The sequence below is a fragment of the Cytophagales bacterium genome, assembly GCA_033344775.1.
Classification (GTDB): domain Bacteria; phylum Bacteroidota; class Bacteroidia; order Cytophagales; family Cyclobacteriaceae; genus JAWPMT01.
The window spans coordinates 128,381-150,544 of the sequence record JAWPMT010000001.1 but is presented as its reverse complement, the minus strand read 5'-3'; the positions used below and the strand labels follow the sequence as shown (position 1 = coordinate 150,544).

Here is a 22,164-nt window from a genome sequence, read left to right as displayed (position 1 = left end):
GCTTACTCATCCTTCAATGCTTCGACCGGATTAGCGGTAGCGGCTTTCACCGTATAGATTCCGACGGTAAACCAGGCAATTAATAGTGCTGTGATTCCTGCGAGAACGAAAAGCCACCATTCCAGGTCAATGGCATAAGCGAAGTTTTCCAGCCATTTATTTCCAGCCAGGTAACTCAAAGGAATTCCAATAAGGATGGCAATGAGCACCATTTTGGTGAAGTCTGAAGTAAGCAAGTAAATGATTCTCCAGGTTTCGCACCCCATTACCTTTCTGATCCCTATTTCCTTTACTCTTCGGGCTGTCGTGAAAGTAGCCAGGCCAAGTAGACCCAAACATGAAATCAAAATCGCAAGTAGGGCAAAATATCCGGAGAGACCACCAATGCGCTGTTCAGTATCATACAACGCGGAATAGGAATCATCCAGAAATCGACCATTGAATACGTATTTTGGATAGAATTGACTGTAAAGTGATTCAATTTTGTCGATAGTCGAAATCTCAGTACCTGGCTCCAGTCGAAGAATAAAATTTCGTCCGTTTTCACGAAATCGAATCAGAACTGGTTCGATTTCCTGATGCATCGATCCATATTGAAAGTCTTTGACCACCCCAATGATCTCTCTTTTCTCTTCACCCTGGCCATATCCCAATTTGTAGCCAATTGGATTTTCAATGTTCATCATCTTCAAAGCAGATTCATTGATGATCACCTTCGTTCGATCATCATTTCGTTCAGGGTCAAACAACCTACCCGCTGCTAATTCTATTTCGAGCGTTTCCAGCACACCATATCCCATCTTTGGAGATTTGAATAGATAATTGGCATTTTCAGGTTCATTGTTCCATATATAGCCACTTCCACTGTCATTCCCCCACAGAAAAGCCCCCATCATCGAGGAGACACTACTTACTCCGGGGATCGCACTCAATTCATTTTTAAAGGCCTGCAAGTCCACTTCTCTAGCCCCTCTACCTTTAAAAGTCAATACATTTTGACGGTTGTAGCCAAGAGGTTTTTGCTCCATGAAATCAAGTTGTTGGTGGATAACCAACACTTCAACAATAAAGACCAATGAAATGGCAAACTGAATGATCACTAATATCTTTCTAATCCATTGTCCTCCCAGAGATAACTGTCCTCGTATGATCTTAATCGCTGAAAAGGAGGAAAGATAGAACGCAGGGTAAATTCCTGCGAGCAGGCCTAATACCAATCCCATCAGAAACAAATATCCTCCTATTGAAAGTAAGTCAAGAACCAATATTTTTCCTGTCAATAGATTGAATATGGGTAAGACGCCATACACCAGCAGGACAGCCATGCATATAGAGACAAATGACAAGGTGATAGACTCCTGTAGGAACTGTCCAATTAATTGCTGCCTGCTCCCTCCCAATGACTTCTTTATGCCAATTTCTTTGAGTTTGATCGAAGCTTGTGCAGTCGTTAGGTTGATGAAATTGATGCTGGCAATGACTAAAATGAAGATCGCGATGAGTAGAAATAATCGAACATTCTCAATCCTTCCCCCTATTAATTGACCATCTTCAAAGTCTCCATAAAGGTATTGATCAGAAAACTTTTGCAGGAACAAGGTAAAACGGTCATTGTTGATCTTATCATCGTAATAGTTGACTATTTTCCCTTCAAATGCCATGGGGTCTACTCCCTCTTTGAGCAAGAGAAACGTTTCTGCATATCCACCGTTCCATTCATCCGCCCATTTATCACGGTTCACCAGTATTTGGTAATTGATGATCGTTTCAAACTGCATGGAAGCATTTGATGGAGGACTTTCCACCACCCCAGTCACTCTAAAGGTCTCATCAAATAAGCTACTGCTCCAATGAAAGTCTTTTCCCATAGCGCCTTCAACACTTCCGTGCAATTTCTCAGCAAGCCCTTGAGTGATTACTATCGATTTTAAATCTGTTAATGCGGTAGCAGGATCGCCCGTGATCAATTCATAATCCAGCACATCAAAGAGATTAGGATCGGCGAAAATCCCTTCGATCTCCAAATTTCCCTGAGGTGTCTCTAGTACGCCTGCTGGAACAAAGAAATGATTATTGATCCGAGTAGCCTTATCAATTTCAGGAAATTCTTCTTTCATGGATCGTGCCATCCTACCAGAAGTATAGTCCCAGGTAACTTTCTGTTCGGGTAATTGAAAGTGAGCCATTACCCGATATAAACGATCATCATTTGCATTGAATTTATCTACGGTACATTCATCGAGTACCCACAAAGCAATAAGAATCGAGGCAGCAAAACCTGTTGATAGTCCTATCAGATTGATGAGAAAGCTTGATTTGTGTCGGCGAAAACCTCGAAACGTGATGGTGAAATTATGTAAGATCATACCGAGTAAATTGAGTTTTTGAATGTTGATGAGTTTTTTGGCTAATGAGGGCCTGATGAAATTAAATGCCTGGAACCAAAACCTCCATGGACGTTGCCAGGCAGGATATTCTTCTAGTTCTTCGCGGTATTCGTAGAGATCTCCGAGTATTTCTTCGAGGAAATCACCACGGCAGCACCACTCTAGAATTCTTTCTTCCAGTGGTCGTTTTCGGGAGCTTTTCACGAATTCAATTTATTGCGTGTTAGATAGCGATAGCTCTGGAATTTGACGCCAAAGGTTCACTTTTACATCCTGACTTTTATGAAGCAATGACTTTCCTTCTGCGGTTAAAGTAAAGATGCGTTTTCGGCGACCTCCCCTTTCATCGGTTGCGCCACCCAGATTAGACTCTACAAACCCTTTGCTTTCCAATCGATTCACAGTCCCATGTACCGCGCCTATAGTGACGGTTCGCCCAGCATGTTCACGCAAAGCCTTTCTGATCGCCAATCCATATGCTTCTTCCTTCAACATCAGAATGAGCAACAAAATCAGTTCCTCTAACTCTCCAAGGTATTCTTTTGCCATGTCATTAGTTATACTTTATAGAACAAATATACGCGTCTCATTTTTATTTGTTATATAAAATATAAGAAATAAAGAAAATTCTCGTTGAACCCAGCTTGTAATAAATTGGCCTAATAAGCTACTAATCCAATATGAAAACAAAACTGCTACTGTTCAATTTTGCTCTTGTCTGTTATCTCACTGGATTAGGTTTCAGTCTAGGCAGGAACTTGCAGATTGGGGCGGTTTTAATCTTGTTTGGTGCTTCCATCATTGCCATCCTATATTCAGGTTTGATCCTGAGGTCTTTGAAGGAGAAACGCCTGCTTGTCTGGAATAATCTCATGTTGGCCGCAGGCTTGTTTGTACTTGCCATCCTTTTTCTCCACGGATTTAGTCTTGCCATTGATCTCATGTTCTATGGGAAGTTCCTATGGTTCACGCAATTGTATTTCGCAGCAGGATTTGTTCTGATTTTCTTATTCCAATTCTTTTTGGTTAAAAACCTACCTGAAGAAAAACCAGGCTGGTTCTTTACAATCGGTATAATCGCCTCGATCATGGGATTTGCGGGACAAGCAGGTTTTGCGGGTCTACTACCTTTCTCTCCTAAATTAGTGTTTTACAGTTGGGTATTTTTCATATTGACTTTATCACTGATACTTCTCTTCTTGAACTTGAGAGGTCGCTCAACTGAACTAAAGGAGTACCGGATCTTTCTGTTTCTCTCCCTGGTCATGGGTGGCTTTTGGGTCTTCCGGTTTGTATCTCCTACACTTCCAAATGGCTTATTCAAAGCCGTGATAGATTTTGGGTTTGTTCCAATTATCATATTGCCAATCGCGATCTGGTTCGGAAAAAAATTCTATCCTTTTATAATCTTTGGCTTCAGTTTCATTTGTCTGGATATCTTTTTTCTTCAGTTCGACCAAAACTTCAATTACCTGATCAATGTAGGCATAAATGGTTGTGAAAACTATGATCAGGATAAAACCTACCCTGAACCATCTGGAGACATTTCCATAATTGAACTTTTGAATGAACCTAGTCAATTTGAGATAGACCAAATCAAGAAAGAATGGCAAAATCGACGTTTTCTAGTAATTGATCCTGAGGTTGTTTATGAGGAAATTAAGGACAATGGTGACACCATCAAAGTCATCGCTCATACTGTAGATGAGCATATCCACTACGGTGCGATCCGAATTCCCAAAGGCATTGACGTATCGTCTGCACCGATCTTACTGGAATTAGAAGGTGGCGGAGCAAGTATAGATGTGTCCAAAATACAATCAATTACCAGAAACAAATGTGAAACTTCCCGCAAAGCGTTCATCTCTGTCTTGCCCTCCTACCGTGGAAATATATTACAAGGAGATGATTTCTGTTTCCGGTCCGAAGGCAATTTTAGAGATGTCTGGCACGGCGCCGCGATCGATGCCATCACCTTGTTGGAAGTAGTCAAAGCCCATTACGGCAAAACGGACGCTACTCCTGTACTGATCAATGGACTAAGTCGTGGAGCTACGGTGGCGTTGATCATCGGAGGACTTACCGACAAAGCAGACTTCATCATTGTCAACTCTACACACACCAAGTTCGTAGATCGATATGTTTATGACAATGAACAAGTTGGAGGTTCTTTGTCTCGTGCTTTTATCTTACCCGGCTTGTCAAAAGCTGACATCAGAAAAAATCTGATTGCCAGCTCGCCCTACTTTTTCGCTGATCAGCTTCCTCCATTTCAATTGCATCAGGGAGGTGATGACCACCTCACAACGAGATGGCATGCGAATAAAATGCAGCAAAAACTAGATAGCTTAGGCAAAAGCAAGGAGAGCTATGAAGTTTTTATTCATGAAGGAAAAGGTCACGGATATGATGATGATCAAATCGTTTGTGAAGGTATCAATTGGTTTTTGGAAGGTTCTAGATAACCGTTGCAGATTTGAGCTTAGACTTATTGTGAAAAAAAGCCATCAGTGCATCTATTTTAACCGATTACTTATTGTGGGACTTTCTGAGAATTTTACATTCTTGATTAACATCTAATATCTCGCGCTGTTGAGATTCCCGACGGTTCCCCGCTGGGACAAAATGTTCTCTTTGAATATTTAGAGCCCATTTTTCGAGCCATGCCTTGCCGATAGGCAGGAATGAGTTTTTTCTCAATGTCAAACCGCTTCCTTAAAATACTCCTTAGGGGTTTTTCCTTTAAGCTTTTTAAAGGCGCGATTAAAGGTCGGTTTGGAACCAAATCCAACTTGAAATGCCAGTGACAAAAAGGACTCCTGATCATCTACTTTTGCAAGGGTGATGAATTCATTGATCCTATAGCCATTCACATAGTCATTGTAGCTTTTATTGAATTGCTCGTTGATCACCTGTGATAACATATGCGTAGATGTTGGCACGAGGTAGGCCAGGCTATTCAAGGTCAAACTGGGATCGAGAAAGGCCTTGTCTTCTTGCATGATCACTTCCAGTCGTTCCAGGATATGGTCAAGCTCTGTCTTTTTGATCGATTGATCTTTATATTTCTGCTTCTCTCTAAGTACTTCAGGGTGTTTCACGGCGTAATACGCCAATGCGAAAATGATGAACGAAAAGATGAGCCAAAGCACATCAATCATTTGCTCAACAACGAACAACAGTTCATAATCTGTGGCCTCGCCTACTGCATAGATGATCACAGTCAGGGCCCATACAATCAAGTAAATTGCTTTGATGCGCAGGATTCCATTCAGGAAACGGGTGTATTTCTTTTGATTTTCATTCAGTGATTCCTGACGTGTGTATTGAATGATCAGTTGACGGCTGAAAAACCAATAGGCCACATTAAACAACAAAGCGACTAGTCCTGTTATCGCAAAGATTGGGAAAAGCTCTTTATCAATGAGCCGATAGATGAAGGTTTGATTGTTGATCGTGAGGTATGGAATATATAGCCCAAATTGTACCACAAAAAGAAAGGCATGCAGGGGGACCAGCCTTTTGTTGAAGTCAATCACCAAAAGCTTGTGCACATAATAGTAGAACAAAGGCCCATAAGTGAAAAGCAAAAGTTCAGGAACCAGGATCAAGCGGGGCTGCCAGTTGAAAATTGACGGGTCAAAAGTAGATGCCCTACCCAGCAAGGACAAGGAAATCAATAAAAGGACAATACTTAACGTGCCGTTTGCCTTCTTGTTCTTGTTGCGGATCGTATTGATTGCGATGATGAGTAAGATTCCTTGCAGCGCCGAAATCAACAAGGCAAACATGTAAACGACATAAGACCCAATGGAAATGTCTTCCCAGGAATCGATCGTGACCAGAATGACATGACCATCGGCTAGTTCGAAATGGCGATTGGGCCTGGCCCTGCCATTGGATCGACCTTCTACGGCTTTCCAACTACCACGTGTAAACTTGTATTGAAAGGTATCTACGGCATGGGTCACTGTCAATTGAAACTGTCCTTTGTCGTTTCTTACAAATTTGTTGGCTTCAATATCCGGATACCATCCCCAGGCACTACCTGCTAAATAAATTGAAGCATCGTGTGGCGTAGTAGAGGGCAACTGCTCAATGATAAAGGTGGTTTTATAAAAGGTAGTATCAGCTTGGTCGGCCGCAAGTGCTTGACTGGATAACAGAACCCCCAAACAAAAGATGATACAAAGCCTCATGCCCAAAATTCCTCTCTTTTAAAATTATTGCAGCTTGTGGATTGGAAAGTTATTGAAACTACGAATTTTCAAAGGGGTGCAGCTTATAATTTAAAAGTTTCAAATTATAAAATGTGCCGAATTTGATGTGTTCAGGGTAGAAATTAGAATCAAATTTTTTCGTCAACCTAAATAATTGAGAACCAAACCACACATGAACATGAAGAAGATCTACCCTTTGCTTTTACTTTTACTGCTGACCTTATTCAGTGCTAAGGCACAAGTAGCCAATGATGATCGAGTCCTTATACAGGGCTTTTATTGGGAAGCTTCCCACGATCACCTCAATGATTACTACGAATATGTAGAAGGCCTAGTTCCTGATATGCAGACCTCCGGGATCGATATGATCTGGTTACCACCACCGAGTGATGCAGGATCATGGGAAGGATATCTACCTCGCGAACTCAATAACTTCAGCAATTTCTACGGTACTGAGGCGGAGCATGAAAGTTTACTGACTGCATTGGGAAATGCCGGGATTGATGCCATTGCGGACATTGTGATCAATCACCGGGTCGGTTCTACCAACTGGGTGGACTTTACCAATCCTACCTGGGGTACCAATTCAATCACGGCCAATGACGAAGTATGGAGCCAGCCAGAATATACTTCTATTGGACTAAGAGGCAACAATGATACAGGCACTCCTTACGCCGCTGCCAGAGATGTGGATCATACTCAGGGATATGTACAGAATGACATCAAAGGATTTCTTGACAACCTGAAAGCCCTTGGCTATGATGGCTGGAGATACGATTTTGTTCACGGGTTTGATCCGTATTACATCACCGAATATAACAATCATACCAGCCCAACTTTCTCTGTGGGTGAAAACTGGAACTCCGACAAACAAGTAATCCAGGACTGGATAGATGCCTCAGGATCAACCGCTTTTGATTTCCCAACCTACTATGCACTCAAAGGTGTGATTAGGGACAATAACTATTCCTACCTGGCCTATCAGGGCTCACCGTCCGGAGGTATCGGTTGGGATCCAAGAAATAATACTACGTTTATCGAGAATCACGATACGCCAGATTATGACCCACAAAACAATGTATTGAACGGAACCAATGTAGGACAGGCCTATGCCTATCTCCTCAGCCATCCGGGTATCCCTACGATCTTCTGGAGTCACATGTACGAATGGGGAACAGCTGTTCACGATGAAATTGCTGCATTGATCCAGGTACGTAAGGATGCGGGTATCCATAGTCAGAGTCCCGTAACCATTCATCGTTCTGAGGCTGGACTATACGTGGCTTCTATTCAGGGAACGAACAAAACTGTGTACCTAAAAATGGGCTACAGCAACTGGGGTGATCCTGCCGCTGAAGGTCAGGGAGGCTCATGGACATTGGATACGTACGGAACAAATTATGCGATCTGGTCCGAAGATATAGGCAACAATGGCGGGGGCAATACAGGCTCAATGACCGTTTATGCTCAGGGCTACACACATGCTTATGCCTGGGACGACAACCAAATCCCTTTATTAGGTGCATGGCCCGGAACAGCCTTATCTCCTTCTTCGAATGGATGGCTGGAAATTACAATTGCTTCCGATTGCGCCAACATCATCTTCAACAATAATGGTGGTGGCCAGACTGCTGACCTTAACACTTGCAATACTTCGCCATACTACTACAATGGTACCTGGCATGCTACCGACCCCACTTCAGGTGGAGGTGGGAACAGTGGTTCCCTTACAGTTAAAGTTCAGGGTTATACTCACGCCTATGCCTGGGATGATAATCAGAATGCTTTATTGGGTGCCTGGCCTGGTACTGCGTTGACCATAGGTGCCAACGGCTGGTTGGAAGCAACGATTAATGACGATTGTGCCAATGTGATCTTCAGCAACAATGGCGGCAATCAAACGGCCAATCTATCCACTTGTAATACGGCGGAATACTATCATAATGGCACATGGCATACTAACGACCCACTTAGCGGTGGCGGTGGCAATTCCCTAAATGTCTATGCGCAAGGTTACACCCACGTGTATGCCTGGGACGATAATCAAAATGCTTTGATGGGTGCATGGCCAGGCACAGCAATGACTAACAACGGAGCATGGAATACCGCTACGATTCCAGCCAATTGCGCCAATGTGATCTTCAGTTACAATGGTGGTGGACAAACCGCTGATTTAATTACCTGTGGACCCGATGCTTACTGGTACAACAACAGTTGGTCCGGTTCTGATCCTCTTGGATCACGATCGATCAATACGATTACTCCTGAATTCACCAACTTTCCTAATCCACTGGAGAGTGATGGATCAATCACCTTTAAAGTGGCTAAAGAACAGCAGGTTAGCCTGGTACTTTACAGTCTGGCGGGTCAACAATTGATTTTAGTCAATGAAGTATTGACACCTGGTCAGCATCAAATCAAATTCAATAAGAATCAATTACCAGACGCATCCAGCATTTATGTCGGAAAACTCCGAATGGGTGGACAAACCTTTATTCGAAAGATCCTTGTGAAGTAGCAATCAATCCTCCCTTGTTAAACTTCATACTAACAAAGGAGGATCAACCTAAATGCTCCATCAATGTGTAAGCCAGGCCGCAAGGTCTGGCTTTTCTTTTAAGCAAGTTATAGTGAATAACACATAAAAATCAACGAACTTCATAGAATGAAAATCGCTGTAATTGGTGTCGGAGGTGTCGGTGGTTACTTCGGAGGTAAGCTGGCACAAGCTGGGAATGATGTCACGTTTGTCGCACGTGGAACTCACGGCATGGCGCTGATGGAAAATGGACTTGAGGTAAGGAGCATTCAAGGAGATTTTAAAGTTCCATCCGTAAAGGTGGTGAATCAAATTACCGAGCTGTCTTCTCCGGATCTGGTGATACTGGCTGTTAAGTCATGGCAAGTCAAAGAAGTCGGTGATCAAATCAACGAAATCCTGCATCAGGATAGTATGGTATTACCGCTACAAAATGGAGTACTCGCCATTGAAGAATTATCTGTAAAAATCAATAAACATCACCTGATCAGTGGATTATGCCGGATTATCAGTAAAGTTGAAGGTCCGGGCGTGATCAGTCATTTTGGCGCGGTACCATCAATAGTCATTGGTGAGATGGATCACCGGGAAAGCTACCGGGTACAGGCCATACAAAAACACTTCCTCGATGCTGAGGTAGACCTCAAGGTGTCTGAAAACATCGAATCTGAACTTTGGAAGAAGTTCATCATGATTTGTCTGAGCGGGCTACAGGCCGTAACGCGCACTACGCTTGGTGAATTGCGAAATACACCCGAAACTCAGGCAATGATGCAATCGCTCCTCGAAGAAGTTTATGGACTGTCACAGAAGATCGGCATTCAAATCCATTCGTCTTATGTTGAAAAAACCATGACTTTTATCGGCACCTTACCTGACGAAACCACTTTTTCATTAGCACGAGATATCTGGGATAATAGGCCTTCTGAAATGGAATATCAAAATGGAACAGTGGTACAGCTAGGAGCACGCTACGGGTATGATACGCCGATCAACCAGTTCATTTATTCGTGTTTATTGCCCGGCGAATTGAAAGCAAGGAAGTAGCTTATTTCAGCTTTCCTGCCATTTTCGACACACGGAGGCAAATTAACTCAGCGGCATGTTGCATACAGTATTCAGCAGTGAGTTCAGGACTTTTTAAGCTAGTAGCATCTTGTAGACCCAATCCCTTCCATTCCTCTTCATTCAATTGATTGATCCCACAAATGGCCACTACGGGTACTCCTTCTTTTATGCCAGCCTTAGCCACACCATGTACCACTTTACCTTGCAGTGTCTGAACGTCGATTTTTCCTTCTCCCGTGATGACTAAATCTGCCTGGGCCACTTGCTTGGCAAAACCGGTAATGTTCAGTAGAGTTTCCATCCCGTTCCTGATCTCTCCCTTGAGCAGTCCCATCACACTCATACCAATACCACCGGCCGCGCCGCTTCCTGGCTTGATCGCATGGTCTATGCCAGATATTTCCTGAATGAGATTAGCGTAATGCGACATCCCTTGCTCCAATGAAGCCAATTCTTCCTTCTTCGCACCTTTTTGCGGACCGTATTGATTGGTAGCTCCATCCGATCCTAGCAATGGATTCTTTACATCAGTAATGATTTGAAAGGTTATATCCTGGAAAGATCGCTCAGGCTTTTGAATCGTATCGATGAGCCCCAGGTTCTGACCGATTGCGGATAATTCTTTTCCGAATTGATCCAGAAAACGAAACCCCAATGCGTGTGCAACGCCAATTCCCCCGTCATTTGTAGCACTTCCACCTACGAATAAATGGATGTTCCTGGCCCCTCGATCGATGGCATGCTGAATCAATTCACCTGTTCCAAGGGTAGATGTTTTAGAAGCACTTTGCTCCTCTTCATTCAGTAATTGCAATCCGGACGCCAAGGCCATTTCAATAAATGCGTCCTGACTTTTCATTCCATACCACGACTTGACCGGGCGAGCATACGGATCACCGACCGTTAGTTTTACCATTTCAAGGTCTAACAAGTCCTTCAAGATATCCAGTGTACCTTCACCCCCATCGGCCATCGGAATACTAGTCACTTCTGCCTCAGGAAATACCTCTATTACTCCTGCTGTTATGGCATCACACACCTCTTTCGCGGTTAGTGACCCTTTGAACTTATCTGGTGCAATCAATACCTTCATGAGCTTCAAAAATAATTTTTCTTTCTCTTGAAGCATCAAACAATCCGTTTCCGCATCTCTTTCTTATCACCGTGTTTCTTCTTATTATCCAATCGTTTCTGTTTGGAAGCCTTCGTCGGTTTTGTGGCAATTCTGGCTTTCTTCTTCACAAATGCTTTAGCCAATAGACGATCCAGCTTCTTAAAGGCAATTTCCTTGTTTCGTACCTGAGACCTCTTACTATCTGAAGAGACCATCAACTCATCGACTTGTGTGATTTTGGTTCGATTGGCAGTACGGATCATTTCCTTTTGCAAATCAGTGATGACTTGAGAAGCACCTATGTTCCACTTCAGGATCACTTTGGTCTCTACTTTATTCACGTGTTGGCCTCCGGGCCCACCACTCCTGGAGGTCACAACCTGGATCTCTTGTCTGATGTCCCCTATTTTAGGTCTGGTGTTCATTGTTGATTGTTCTTCAAATCCCCTGTCCATGCCTCGTCCGGCAGGCTTTTTGGCACTCCCCTTCAAGGCATAGTCGTCAATTTTAGAAGCCTCACTGGTTTTAATGACATAAATCTACCCGAATTGAAGATGAATTTGGATCGTCATTGCGATGGCACCGGCCACCCGGCGAAGTAAAGCAATCTTACGATTTATGGGCTCGAACTCCCGTGAAAGATCACTTCGGCACCTCACGAAGACGGGAGATTTTATTACGATTTCCTTAAGTTGACGTCATATCTTAAAAGGGGGAATTTTCAAATCTACTTATAAAGAAATGCATTATTCAGCTAAACCTTAAGCATCGCTATTGGTTATCATTTTGAATTCCTAATATCGTGTTCAATATCCTGTTTCTAACAATTACACTGATGCAAACTTCCAGTTTTTATGACCACCAGGCAGAAGCCATTGATGGAACACCTATTGAATTTTCTCAATACAAAGGCAAGAAATTGCTGATTGTGAATACCGCCTCTCGATGTGGTTATACCCCGCAATATGAAGATCTCCAACTATTGCATGAACAGTTCGGAGATAAGATCACGATCCTGGGATTTCCTGCCAATAATTTTGGAGCACAAGAGCCCGGAACCAATGATGAAATTGCACAATTCTGTAAAGCTAATTATGGCGTCACTTTCCAAATGTTTGCTAAAATTGATGTCGTTGGTAGTAGTCAGCACCCAGTTTATCAATGGCTTACAAACCCTGATTTGAACGGAAAAAACAGCCAGGCGCCTACCTGGAATTTTTGTAAATATCTGATTGATGAAAATGGAAACCTGGTTACTTTCCTGGGAGCCGGGACCAATCCCGGAGAAGACGTGATCATGAATTTTGTTCAGAGTAAATAATTCTTCAGTCAAGACCATAAAAAATCCCCTTCAATTCGCATCGAAGGGGATCTTAATGATTTAAACAGAAGCTTATTATCGGTCAATAGAACCCACTACTCGCTTCATGAAGCCATTCAAGGCATCTTTCTTAGGCGTTCCGTTCTGAACTTCCTGATGTACCTCGATCGCTCCATAGAGATTGGACAACAACTCTCCAATCACATCCATCTCCTCATCTTTGATGGAAGGGGCTTCTGCAACTGACTCTAGTGTAGCGATGGTCGCTTCCACCTGTTGTACATCCTTCTCCTCGATCAGCGTGGTGAGGTGCTTAATTACTGGTAGTTTCATTCACAAAGTCTTTAAGCACTTCGAACTTATTGGTCTGTACTTGCTCTACCAATGCGCCTTTATTGAAGGTCGCAAAAGTGGGTAGATTATCCACATTCGCCAATTTGCGTGACGCAGGGAATTTCTCAGCATCGGCAATGACAAACTTGATCCCTGGATATTCCTGTGCCAATTTCTTCATCTTCGGCTTCATAATACGGCAATTGCCACACCATCCCGCAGAATACTGAACGACTGTAAGCTCTTCATTGGCAACCAGGTCTTGCAGATTATCCTCAGTTAATTCTGCTACCATCTTAGTTTACATTCATTTTTAGGTAGTTGGCAATGCCTTCACGGTCTGCAACCATGGCTTCTTTGCCTTCTTCCCAGTTTGCAGGGCAAACCTCCCCTTTCTCCTGCACGTGCGTGTATGCATCTACCAATCGAAGGTACTCATTCACGTTTCTACCAACAGGCATGTGGTTGATTCCCTCGTGGAATACTGTTCCTTCTTCATCGATCAGGAAAGTAGCCCGGTAGGTGACATTGTCCCCCTCTATCAATTCCAGTCCTTGCTCCTCATCATAAGTCACATTGCTGATGTCGAGGATACCCAATGCATTCGCCAGGTTTCTGTTGCTGTCCGCAATCAGGCTGTAAGTCACCCCTTCTATACCACCATTGTCTTTTTCTGTGTTCAACCAGGCAAAGTGTACTTCAGCTGTGTCACAAGAGGCTCCAATCACCACTGTATTGCGCTTCTCGAATTCTGGTAAAGCTTGCTGAAAAGCATGCAATTCGGTTGGGCACACAAATGTGAAATCTTTCGGGTACCAGAAAAGCAAAACTTTTTTCTTCTGCTCAATAGCCTCTTTCAACACATTAAGTTTGAAGGTATCCCCAAGGTCGTTCATCGCATTTACATCGATGTTCGGAAATTTCTTTCCAACTAAAGTCATATTCTTATGAATGATTACGATTGATTAAAAATGAGCGCAAAGAACAAGACTAAACAGCTATTTTCACCGCTATTTACTGCAATTAAACAGACTGTTTTTTGATGATTTTTAAATGGGACTTTCTGCTTTGACACAGGTGGTTCTCCACTTTAGACTCAAGCCCATAATTTCATTCTAAATGCATCCATAAATCAACATATTCGTTGGCTGAATTAGAAAATCTCAGCACAAATTGTGTTGCCAATTTTGCAATGAGTCAGCAAGTAATCTTGATGATTTTTATCACATCACATCGCCGCATTCTTTACCCGAATCATTTTGCCGTCCTCTTCATCTGACAGCAAATACAATTGCCCACCGGGAGAAACCATGGCCTTCCTAAGCCGTACCCGGTTATTTATGAATAGCTCTTCCGCAGCAATGACCTGATTGCCTTCAATTTCCATACGCCACAAACTGCCTTTGCTCAATCCTGGTACAATCAAATTACCATACCACTGAGGAAATGCTCTACCTGTATAAAATGTAAGCCCTGTTGGAGCTACAGTTTGATCCCAGAAGAATACCGGGTCCTCGAATATCAAACCTTCTGGAAACTCTGGTTGGTAGTCAGCTGTCCGGTACTTTCCTGAAGTGCGGTATGGCCACCCATAATTCACTCCGGGCTTGAGTACATTGAGCTCATCGCCTTGCAAAGTGCCATGTTCACTGAACCATATCTCCTGCGTTTCAGGATGGATGGCAAGACCTTGCGCCGCTCGGATACCCAAGGCAAATAGTCCAGGTATGCTTCTTCCATCAAAAACAGGGTTATCATTCGGAATAGATCCGTCCTTGTTTAATCGTATGACTTTCCCACGTTTATCTTGTAAATCTTGTGCCAATGGTCGCGGAGGATTATTCTTTTCGAACAGGTTTCTTTCTCCTGTGGTGAGGTACAACTTGCCATCAGGTCCGAAGATCATCCCTCCTCCATAATGAAATAATCCGTGTACGTATGGACCGGCTACAAACAGGACTTCAATATCAGTCAATTGATCACCTTCCAGTTTCCCTCTGATCACTTTTGTGGCACTTTCCCTATTTTCATTTTCGGCAGCATATGAGAGATAAACCCAGGCATTTTCTTCAAACTCAGGGTCGAGCAACACCTGAAACCAACCAGCATTATAGCTGCGCTCTTGCCCATGGGCCCTTGGAGGAAAGACACCATAAGCATGTTTGGACGTATCGATCTTTACTTTTCTAGCAACATCATCTGGTAATCCCTGAATGACTTTTATTTCTTTACTATCCAGGTTCACCCTTACCAGATTTCCGTCTTTCTCTGCAATTAACACTTCTTTCTCATTCAGAAAAGCAGCACTCCATGGCTTGTTCAACCCTGTGAGCACAGTCTCTTTTTCTGGTATTGCTTTCAACTCTTCTGCTGTTTTGGGAATGGGGGTAGCTGAAGTGGCTTTACCCACTATTTTCCAGTTGCCTTTGATTTTCTTCAACAACATCAAATCACTGTAGCGGTTCCCGAAGGAAGGAACATCTACCTGTAATTTGGCATATGCCACATCTCCAACTACCTCTATGGACTTGATCTCATTGATGCGGTTATTTTGGGTCCCTGGCTTTCTTCTGCCGTACCAGGAAGCATACCTTTCTGAAGATACCACCCAGGCAGTATCACTACCATTGTGCAAAAACATCCTGGTCTCCGGATAAAAAACATCGCGTACTTTATCAGGGTAATTGTAGACTGTGCCTTCAATGAATTGATGCAGCGTCTGCGTGATCAGTTCCTGATCTGACTGCCCGTAGAGAGGGGATATCACTACTAGTATTAAACTAAAAAATAAGGATCGTTGCATGATTTTTTTTGGCAATCATACGATCCAGAAACATCCATGACCGATTTTCAGGGAATCAAGTAGTCCAGCTTGATCATTCTGGACTAGTTTCTAACATAAGTGTTTTCCGGAATTGAGCAGGAGTCCTTGATTCTACTTTTTTGAAGGCCTCAAAAAAAGAAGACCGGGAACTGAAACCTGCTTCCTGCCCCACTCCTTCCAATGACCATTCAGGATGATCTTTGATCAGTTGTTTTGCTTCCTGGACCCTATATTCTTTTATGAATTGGGAGAAGCCGTTTGGATAAACTTCATTTAACAGCTTGCTAAGCACATGCCTGGATAAATCTGTGGCTGTCGCTAAATCATCAAGTTTCAATCGTGGATTTAGAAATAACTTTTGGGCTTCCATTGTCGTTTGTACCTGATGCATCATGTCTTCGCCATTTGTCAGCGGCTGAGCAACAACCTTCGGTAATATTTCCTTCTTCCTCGTCAAAATTCGTCCTAGAAGCACGTAGAAACTAACTGTGAAGATCAACGAGCCCCAGATATAGAAAACGCCCGTGTACAAGGCCAATTGATAGGTCAGGGTGATGAACAAATAAGCAGTGACGATCACCAGCAAGTAGAACTGGTCAGATTGTGAAGATTGCCGTTCGATCTGGTTCCACTGTCGCAACAATGAGCCAATGCCTACTAAGGTAAAAAAGGACCAGGTGCCATATATGAAATGAATAATGGCTCCATTCCATTTTTCCGGATAGCCTCTGTATGGATAGATAACTCCCAACAGAGCAATCACTAAAACCAATCCAATCAGTAGGAAATGATCACTACGCTTAGCAGAGCTTGTTGGCCGTAACTTATGCTTCAAAAAGAGATAAAAAAGCGGACCGATGAATAGGCAGAAAGACAGGCCGATCTGTAGTACCAGCAGATCTGTTTCCCGATCAAAGTAGTAAAGAATGGATTTCCCGATTCTGATGCTCAGAGCAAGCAGCAGGCCTCCGAAATACAACTCCGCTAATGACCTGTTCTTTTTGAGGATCAGGTACATGCAGACTATAAATCCGTTGAGAACACCAATACTTGCAAACAGGAAAAGTAGGTTCATTGAAATGTGTTACGCGCGTCAAAGAAAAAGGATTCTTAACCATATGAATGTATTACCAACAATGTACGCTGAGTCGCTCAAAGTGTCCACTGACACGCAAACCTACGCTGTTGCTCTCAATTACCTTGCTATGAGGGTCTGTTCTCGAAGTGTCAAGGAAACAAGCTCTCATAAATCACCTTAGCGGCTACCATACTGCCTTCCGGAGATGGGTGGAATCCATCCTGGTAGTAATAACTGAAATCATCTGTTCGATCAAAATGAGCTTTCCATACCTGACCCACCGGACATAAAATTGCATCATGGGTATCAGCTGCTAAGGTATAATTCCGAATGACTCCATCGAAAGTGTGGTAGTAGGTTAATGAAGGCCATACCATATAAAAGGCAAGCTTTGCTTCAAATTCGTCACACAAAGGCTTAAATAATTCTCCACCTTCTATCAACAAATCCCGGCCTTCTTGTTGAGAAGATGGACCCTGTTGCATCACTACATAGTCAAAAATACCTCTTCTTATCTGATTCTGGGCTTCACCGTCCGACCAATGATCGACGATGGCATAATTTCCTTCAGCGACCATTTTTACTCCTATATCCACCCCTTTCTCTTCACCTACTTCCTTGACCAAAGCAGGTAGATCATTGAAATAAGTCAAGCTATTACCAATGAAAAGAATATTGAAGTCTGTGTCCTCCAGGTTTTCTTCAGGAGGGTCTTCCCGATAAGTTGGGTCAGGGAACTCAGTTTGCAATTGCTTGTCCAGACAACCTGAAAAAAGGACCAATACAAACAAGCAACAAAAAATACGTCTCATGGTAGCAGGTAGGTTATTATCTTGGAAACAAGGAGCTTCCTATGTCCCCTTATTGGATATGAAATGCTAAGCCTTCCGCTTGAGCAAATAGGTGATGTTAATTAAATGTGGAAACTCCACCAGCATTCCAATCACCAAGACAAGATGGATCAGTGGCTCTTGAGGAAAAAAGATCAGGCTTACCACCAGCATGAGTGGCGCATTTCGAGCGGCAGTGGTCATGGTCAGGCTGACTTCTTCTCTTTGGGACATGGCTCATGACTTCATGCACCCTATCTCGGGTAAAAGGTGCCAGGCAATAACTGGAATCACTTTTTATAATTTCCATGTAGTAGGAACTATCGATCAATGTTACCTCCTTCCTTGCTTTTGCCAAATTCACCATGGCATCAAAACCAGATTCATAAGCACCTATGACAATTCGCTCCTCTCCTTCTAACTCAGTAAATGATGGTATTTCGGCGTAATGAAAACAATGATCTGTGCCGGAAAAGGTGTTTTTCCTGGGATACTGAAATTCTCCGGCAGCTCAAATGAGGTAATTACTCCTGTATTGTATTAAGCTTGTCGCCAACACAAAAACATCCTTTTCCTTTTTGACACTCTTCACATGTACACCATTGTAGATGGGCAAATCGTGGAACATGGTCACTCTTTCCAGATAAACCACATAATCCGTGCCTGTGGGGTGTTCAGTCAGTAGCGTCAATGCAGGAGAAGTGTCAGGTGTGATGGCATTGAGATCGGTCATTTTGAAGAAATTCCCCGAAAAGGATGGAGAAATGAATTTGGTCTCTTTGGGCCACTTCTTAAAGGAAGAACCAATTTCATCCTTTTCAAGAATGATGAAGTTCAAACCCATTTTTTTCAGGACTACTGATACACCAATACCTGCAGGTCCCGCACCAACTACAATAACATCATCTTGATTGTCCTCTACCATCCTCTTAAGTTCACCAAAACTGTTGCAACATTATATGTACCCGCAATTAATAGATAATTCAAAATAAATAAATGCAACAAAGTTGCAATAATAGATCAATTTCATCATTCGATTCTTGTTTCGTCTCCTTTGTATTTAGTTCCATAAAATCATCTTCCTAACCACAGGAATATTGTTTGATGTTTAAAAGGTCTCTCATTGTTGATCTGAATTTTGAGAACAATTAATATTTAATATGAAAAATAGAAACAAATTAATTCTATCTTCGTTCCGGTATTTAATATGAAAAATAGAAAGTAATCATGAAAGGTTATTTAGGAGAGTTCGAAGAGCTTGTTTTACTCACCATCGCCAACCTGTCTGACCAGGCCTATGGCGTGAATATCCTGGAAAGCATCAGTGAACGAACCAACCGAAATCTAAGCCTGGGTGCCTTGCACTCTACTTTATCTCGCTTAGAAGAAAAAGGATTCATTACCTCCTATCTTGGAGAACCTACTGCAACCCGAGGTGGTCGCAGAAAGCGATACTTTGAACTGACGCAATCCGCGATTGTCGCACTGAATGATATGAAGTCCTTACGCGACAACTTGTGGTCTACTTCTAAAATCAATTTGTCCATCAAGTGAACCACCCACATCCTCCAAAACTTCCTCGTTACATCCTACTGATCTGTTATGGTAGTGCTTCTACAGAGGACCTACTGGGCGATATGGATGAATTGTATGAATCGAAGCGCGATAAACATGGGAAGTTCAAGGCTAATGCTTTCTACTGGTGGCAAGCCATTACGCTCTGTTTTTCATTTACCATGGTCAAAAGAAAAAGGGATGAGGTCATATCCCCTTTATACACTCAAAATCGGTCGATAACTATGTTTTACAATTACTTTAAGATCTCTTACCGCAACATCCTCAAAAACAGGACCTTTACCCTTCTCAATGTATTTGGTTTGTCGCTGGGCATGTCCATAGCGCTGTTGGCGCTGGCGATGTACATCGAGCTTACCCAATTTGATGAATACCATCAGGATGCTCATCAAATCTATCGCATCACTACTACCGTGGACGAAAATGGCAATCTGGAAAGATATGCTTCAAACCCTATCGCTCTGGCTGATTTATGTGATGAACAATTACCAGACATTGAGCAATCGGTCCACATCAATGATCATTTCTTTCCTGTCGCGAAAACAAGTGGTGGAACCCTGAATCTTTCCGGGTACATCACTTCTCCTGAATTCTTTGAATTATTTGAATTTCCGATGACTGAAGGCAACCCTCGCTCCTTACTGGAACCCGATCAAACCATCATTACCTACGAATTGGCAGAAAAGCTTTTTGGAGATAAACCTGCAATCGATCAATTAATCACCACTGAAAACTGGGGTACCTTAAAAGTCTCTGGAGTGCTCGCTCCATTCCCAAAACATACACACTTCAGCTTTGATCTATTGACCGGTTACGTCAACATTGATCCTATTCGAAAGGAATCTCGACGTTGGACAGCCTTTCGAGGCAACTATTATTACTTTAAATCGAAATCCTCTTCTGAAGAAATTGAAGCTAATATTCAACAGTTGGCAGAACAAGGCACAGCATTTTTTGAGGAAGACAATGAAAAAGTAACACATGAAATCCAATCTATTACTACGATTAACCCTGGTCCTGACTTACAAGACGAAGTTGGCGTTGTATTTGAAGGTCCCGTATTCTTTTTGTTCTTCGGAGTGGCGCTATTGATCTTGATTCCGGCTTCTCTCAACTACGTTAACATGGCCATTGCCAATGCCTTGAAACGATCCAAAGAAATTGGCATCAGAAAAGTCATGGGTAGTCAGTCCAATCAGATCATCAATCAATTCTTAGTAGAAACTGTTTTGATTTCCTTGATGGCCTTAGGTTTTAGCATCCTGCTGTTCATGGCCATACGCCAGGAGTTTCTGAGCATGTTGGTAGGTGCTGATTCTCTTACATTGAATCCTGGTTGGGTGACAATTTTGACCTTTGTTTTATTTGCCGTCGCCACAGGTGTCATTACTGGACTTGTTCCGGCACTGTTCTTTTCTAGGACCTCTCCTATTGAAGCCATTCGTCAGGTCATGGATGCTAAAAAGATCTCCATTTCTGGTGCCAGAAAAGGACTATTGGTTTTTCAGTTCATCATTTCACTAGGCCTCATGATTGGCATAGGTGTCTTACTTAGACAATATCAGCACTCTTTGACATACGACTTGGGATTTCACAAGGAAAACATCCTGGTAGTCCCACTAGACCCAGTCAACAGTGAGATTTTGAAGTATGAATTTATGGGTTTGCCTGAAGTTACGCGAATGAGCCTGACCTCAAGCATCCCGGGCACGCCATTGAGTGGTAACTCCTATTTCTTCCGGGAAGACTTTCTTGACTCATTACGGACGCGTGTTGTATATGTCGATGACGAATTCATGGATCATATGGAGCTAAAAATGACTTGGGGCACGACCGAAATGAACAATAATCAGATCGATCAGATTATCGTTAATCAGAAACTCATGTCTTTACTGAATAACATGAATGCGGAAAGTGAAGATAGTCTTATTGTCCATTTGGGACACGAGGAAAAAGTGCAGATCGTAGGCGTTGTTGAAGACTACAATCACGAACCACTAAGGGATCGCATCGAACCCATGATCATCAGGGTCAATCCCAGCAGAACCTCGCATGCATTAATATCAATTGCCACACAACAATTACCAAATACATTGTCAAGTTTAGAAAACCGATGGGATCAGGTATATCCCAATTCCCCTTTCAGGTCTTCCTTCCTTGATGATGAGATCGAAAAGACGTATGATTTCTTTATTGTGGCTTTTAAACTATTTGGCTCTCTAGCGGTACTGGCGATTACCATCTCATGCCTTGGACTGCTCGGCATGGTAGTTTACGCAACGGAAAACCGCATCAAAGAAGTGGCCATTCGTAAGATCCTGGGTGCAGATATTGTAGACCTCATGAAGGTACTGGCAGGACTTTTTGTGCGACTTTGGCTCATTGCCTTATGCATTGCCATTCCGGGTTCTTATTTTTTCTATGATCAGCTGTTTGTCAGTATGTTCAATAAGTTCAGCAATGGTGTTGGGTTCATCGAAATTCTGGTAAGCACCCTTGTTACAATCGCTTTAGGAACAATCACCATCTTTTGGCAAACGCAGCGTGTGGTGAAAACAAATCCAGCGGTAAATTTGAGAAACGAATGAGCGTTACTGAAATGGTATCGTGTTTTCTGTAATGCTTCGAGGAAGATTTTGAAGATCAATTTGAAAAACTACCCCTTCCCTAAAGGGTAAAAAGAAACCACTTTGTTAGGGGACTCCAATGCCCTTAAGTTGAGATTCGTCACTGTGAATAATGAAGCAGTCTAGTCTAGAATTCTACTTCGAAACTATGTTTCAGATTGCTTCGTGTCCTCGCAATGACGTCTTTTTCTCTTAACTTAATAGCATTCAAGAGGAACTGAGGGGTTCATCTGAAGAAAGTATTATAT

At 42.7% G+C, this 22,164-nt stretch carries 18 protein-coding genes and 1 pseudogene; 6 read left to right on the top strand and 13 right to left on the bottom strand.

The features are described from left to right. Positions 1-2: 2 nt before the first annotated feature. Complete coding sequence (locus tag R8G66_00605; protein MDW3190829.1) at positions 3-2,591, bottom strand: FtsX-like permease family protein; 2,589 nt, start codon at positions 2,589-2,591, stop codon at positions 3-5. 9 nt (positions 2,592-2,600) lie between these two features. After that, positions 2,601-2,936, bottom strand: coding sequence for a PadR family transcriptional regulator (locus R8G66_00600; GenBank protein ID MDW3190828.1), 336 nt, complete (start codon positions 2,934-2,936; stop codon positions 2,601-2,603). A gap of 131 nt (positions 2,937-3,067) precedes the next feature. Here R8G66_00600 and R8G66_00595 point away from each other — a divergent pair, with 131 nt between their 5' ends. Beyond that, positions 3,068-4,852 (top strand): hypothetical protein, encoded by a 1,785-nt coding sequence (locus R8G66_00595; protein ID MDW3190827.1) that lies wholly within the window; start codon positions 3,068-3,070, stop codon positions 4,850-4,852. 237 nt (positions 4,853-5,089) lie between these two features. Here R8G66_00595 and R8G66_00590 read toward each other — a convergent pair whose 3' ends face one another. After that, positions 5,090-6,562 carry a helix-turn-helix domain-containing protein gene (locus R8G66_00590; GenBank protein ID MDW3190826.1) on the bottom strand — a complete coding sequence of 491 codons (1,473 nt, stop codon included), beginning with the start codon at positions 6,560-6,562 and terminating at the stop codon, positions 5,090-5,092. Positions 6,563-6,785: 223 nt separating this feature from the next. Between R8G66_00590 and R8G66_00585 the strand changes: the two genes are divergently transcribed. Both R8G66_00585 and R8G66_00580 read left to right on the top strand, forming a co-directional pair. Next, positions 6,786-9,125: a glucan 1,4-alpha-maltotetraohydrolase domain-containing protein gene (locus tag R8G66_00585; protein MDW3190825.1), complete on the top strand. Its 2,340-nt coding sequence runs from the start codon at positions 6,786-6,788 to the stop codon at positions 9,123-9,125. A gap of 147 nt (positions 9,126-9,272) precedes the next feature. After that, entirely contained in the window at positions 9,273-10,193 is a 921-nt protein-coding gene (locus tag R8G66_00580; protein ID MDW3190824.1) for a 2-dehydropantoate 2-reductase, read from the top strand. 1 nt (position 10,194) lies between these two features. Here R8G66_00580 and R8G66_00575 read toward each other — a convergent pair whose 3' ends face one another. Together R8G66_00575 and arfB are read right to left on the bottom strand one after the other, a co-directional pair. After that, positions 10,195-11,343, bottom strand: a complete 1,149-nt coding sequence (locus tag R8G66_00575) for a glycerate kinase (GenBank protein ID MDW3190823.1) — start codon at positions 11,341-11,343, stop codon at positions 10,195-10,197. Further along, positions 11,343-11,819, bottom strand: a complete 477-nt coding sequence (arfB, locus tag R8G66_00570; protein MDW3190822.1) for an alternative ribosome rescue aminoacyl-tRNA hydrolase ArfB — start codon at positions 11,817-11,819, stop codon at positions 11,343-11,345. The genes R8G66_00575 and arfB overlap by 1 nt, the downstream gene beginning before the upstream one ends. 344 nt (positions 11,820-12,163) lie before the next feature. Between arfB and R8G66_00565 the strand changes: the two genes are divergently transcribed. Then, complete coding sequence (locus R8G66_00565) at positions 12,164-12,649, top strand: glutathione peroxidase (GenBank protein MDW3190821.1); 486 nt, start codon at positions 12,164-12,166, stop codon at positions 12,647-12,649. Positions 12,650-12,724: 75 nt separating this feature from the next. Here the strand turns inward: R8G66_00565 and R8G66_00560 are convergent, their stop codons facing one another. The 8 genes and pseudogenes from R8G66_00560 to R8G66_00525 all read right to left on the bottom strand — a co-directional run bounded on the left by R8G66_00560 (position 12,725) and on the right by R8G66_00525 (position 18,558). Further along, positions 12,725-12,982: a hypothetical protein gene (locus R8G66_00560; protein MDW3190820.1), complete on the bottom strand. Its 258-nt coding sequence runs from the start codon at positions 12,980-12,982 to the stop codon at positions 12,725-12,727. Continuing rightward, the gene (locus tag R8G66_00555; protein MDW3190819.1) at positions 12,963-13,277 is read right to left on the bottom strand and encodes a thioredoxin family protein; all 315 of its coding nucleotides are present in this window, start codon (positions 13,275-13,277) and stop codon (positions 12,963-12,965) included. Before R8G66_00555 ends, R8G66_00560 begins: the two co-directional genes overlap by 20 nt. 1 nt (position 13,278) lies before the next feature. Continuing rightward, positions 13,279-13,923 carry a peroxiredoxin gene (locus tag R8G66_00550; protein ID MDW3190818.1) on the bottom strand — a complete coding sequence of 215 codons (645 nt, stop codon included), beginning with the start codon at positions 13,921-13,923 and terminating at the stop codon, positions 13,279-13,281. Positions 13,924-14,210: 287 nt separating this feature from the next. Beyond that, the gene (locus R8G66_00545) at positions 14,211-15,785 is read right to left on the bottom strand and encodes a PQQ-dependent sugar dehydrogenase (protein ID MDW3190817.1); all 1,575 of its coding nucleotides are present in this window, start codon (positions 15,783-15,785) and stop codon (positions 14,211-14,213) included. Between the two features lie 73 nt (positions 15,786-15,858). Continuing rightward, positions 15,859-16,881, bottom strand: a complete 1,023-nt coding sequence (locus R8G66_00540) for a helix-turn-helix domain-containing protein (GenBank protein ID MDW3190816.1) — start codon at positions 16,879-16,881, stop codon at positions 15,859-15,861. A gap of 152 nt (positions 16,882-17,033) precedes the next feature. Next, a complete protein-coding gene (locus R8G66_00535) occupies positions 17,034-17,696 on the bottom strand; it encodes an SGNH/GDSL hydrolase family protein (protein ID MDW3190815.1) in 663 nt (220 codons plus the stop codon). Between the two features lie 66 nt (positions 17,697-17,762). Then, positions 17,763-17,948 carry a hypothetical protein gene (locus R8G66_00530; protein MDW3190814.1) on the bottom strand — a complete coding sequence of 62 codons (186 nt, stop codon included), beginning with the start codon at positions 17,946-17,948 and terminating at the stop codon, positions 17,763-17,765. A 58-nt stretch (positions 17,949-18,006) separates the two neighbouring features. Further along, positions 18,007-18,558, bottom strand: a pseudogene (locus tag R8G66_00525) (NAD(P)-binding domain-containing protein). Between the two features lie 383 nt (positions 18,559-18,941). Here R8G66_00525 and R8G66_00520 point away from each other — a divergent pair. Beyond that, the gene (locus R8G66_00520) at positions 18,942-19,268 is read left to right on the top strand and encodes a helix-turn-helix transcriptional regulator (protein MDW3190813.1); all 327 of its coding nucleotides are present in this window, start codon (positions 18,942-18,944) and stop codon (positions 19,266-19,268) included. Beyond that, entirely contained in the window at positions 19,265-21,877 is a 2,613-nt protein-coding gene (locus R8G66_00515; protein ID MDW3190812.1) for an FtsX-like permease family protein, read from the top strand. Before R8G66_00520 ends, R8G66_00515 begins: the two co-directional genes overlap by 4 nt. Positions 21,878-22,164: the final 287 nt, after the last annotated feature.

What these genes read in the sequence shown, in the direction of transcription:
- R8G66_00520 (MDW3190813.1), top strand. Translation starts at nt 18,942, where the DNA reads ATGAAAGGTTATTTAGGAGAGTTCGAAGAGCTTGTTTTACTCACCATC.
- R8G66_00575 (MDW3190823.1), bottom strand. Translation starts at nt 11,343, where the DNA reads ATGCTTCAAGAGAAAGAAAAATTATTTTTGAAGCTCATGAAGGTATTG.
- R8G66_00600 (MDW3190828.1), bottom strand. Translation starts at nt 2,936, where the DNA reads ATGGCAAAAGAATACCTTGGAGAGTTAGAGGAACTGATTTTGTTGCTC.
- R8G66_00595 (MDW3190827.1), top strand. Translation starts at nt 3,068, where the DNA reads ATGAAAACAAAACTGCTACTGTTCAATTTTGCTCTTGTCTGTTATCTC.
- R8G66_00550 (MDW3190818.1), bottom strand. Translation starts at nt 13,923, where the DNA reads ATGACTTTAGTTGGAAAGAAATTTCCGAACATCGATGTAAATGCGATG.
- R8G66_00530 (MDW3190814.1), bottom strand. Translation starts at nt 17,948, where the DNA reads ATGTCCCAAAGAGAAGAAGTCAGCCTGACCATGACCACTGCCGCTCGA.
- R8G66_00585 (MDW3190825.1), top strand. Translation starts at nt 6,786, where the DNA reads ATGAAGAAGATCTACCCTTTGCTTTTACTTTTACTGCTGACCTTATTC.
- R8G66_00545 (MDW3190817.1), bottom strand. Translation starts at nt 15,785, where the DNA reads ATGCAACGATCCTTATTTTTTAGTTTAATACTAGTAGTGATATCCCCT.
- R8G66_00580 (MDW3190824.1), top strand. Translation starts at nt 9,273, where the DNA reads ATGAAAATCGCTGTAATTGGTGTCGGAGGTGTCGGTGGTTACTTCGGA.
- R8G66_00540 (MDW3190816.1), bottom strand. Translation starts at nt 16,881, where the DNA reads ATGAACCTACTTTTCCTGTTTGCAAGTATTGGTGTTCTCAACGGATTT.
- R8G66_00555 (MDW3190819.1), bottom strand. Translation starts at nt 13,277, where the DNA reads ATGGTAGCAGAATTAACTGAGGATAATCTGCAAGACCTGGTTGCCAAT.
- R8G66_00565 (MDW3190821.1), top strand. Translation starts at nt 12,164, where the DNA reads ATGCAAACTTCCAGTTTTTATGACCACCAGGCAGAAGCCATTGATGGA.
- R8G66_00560 (MDW3190820.1), bottom strand. Translation starts at nt 12,982, where the DNA reads ATGAAACTACCAGTAATTAAGCACCTCACCACGCTGATCGAGGAGAAG.
- R8G66_00535 (MDW3190815.1), bottom strand. Translation starts at nt 17,696, where the DNA reads ATGAGACGTATTTTTTGTTGCTTGTTTGTATTGGTCCTTTTTTCAGGT.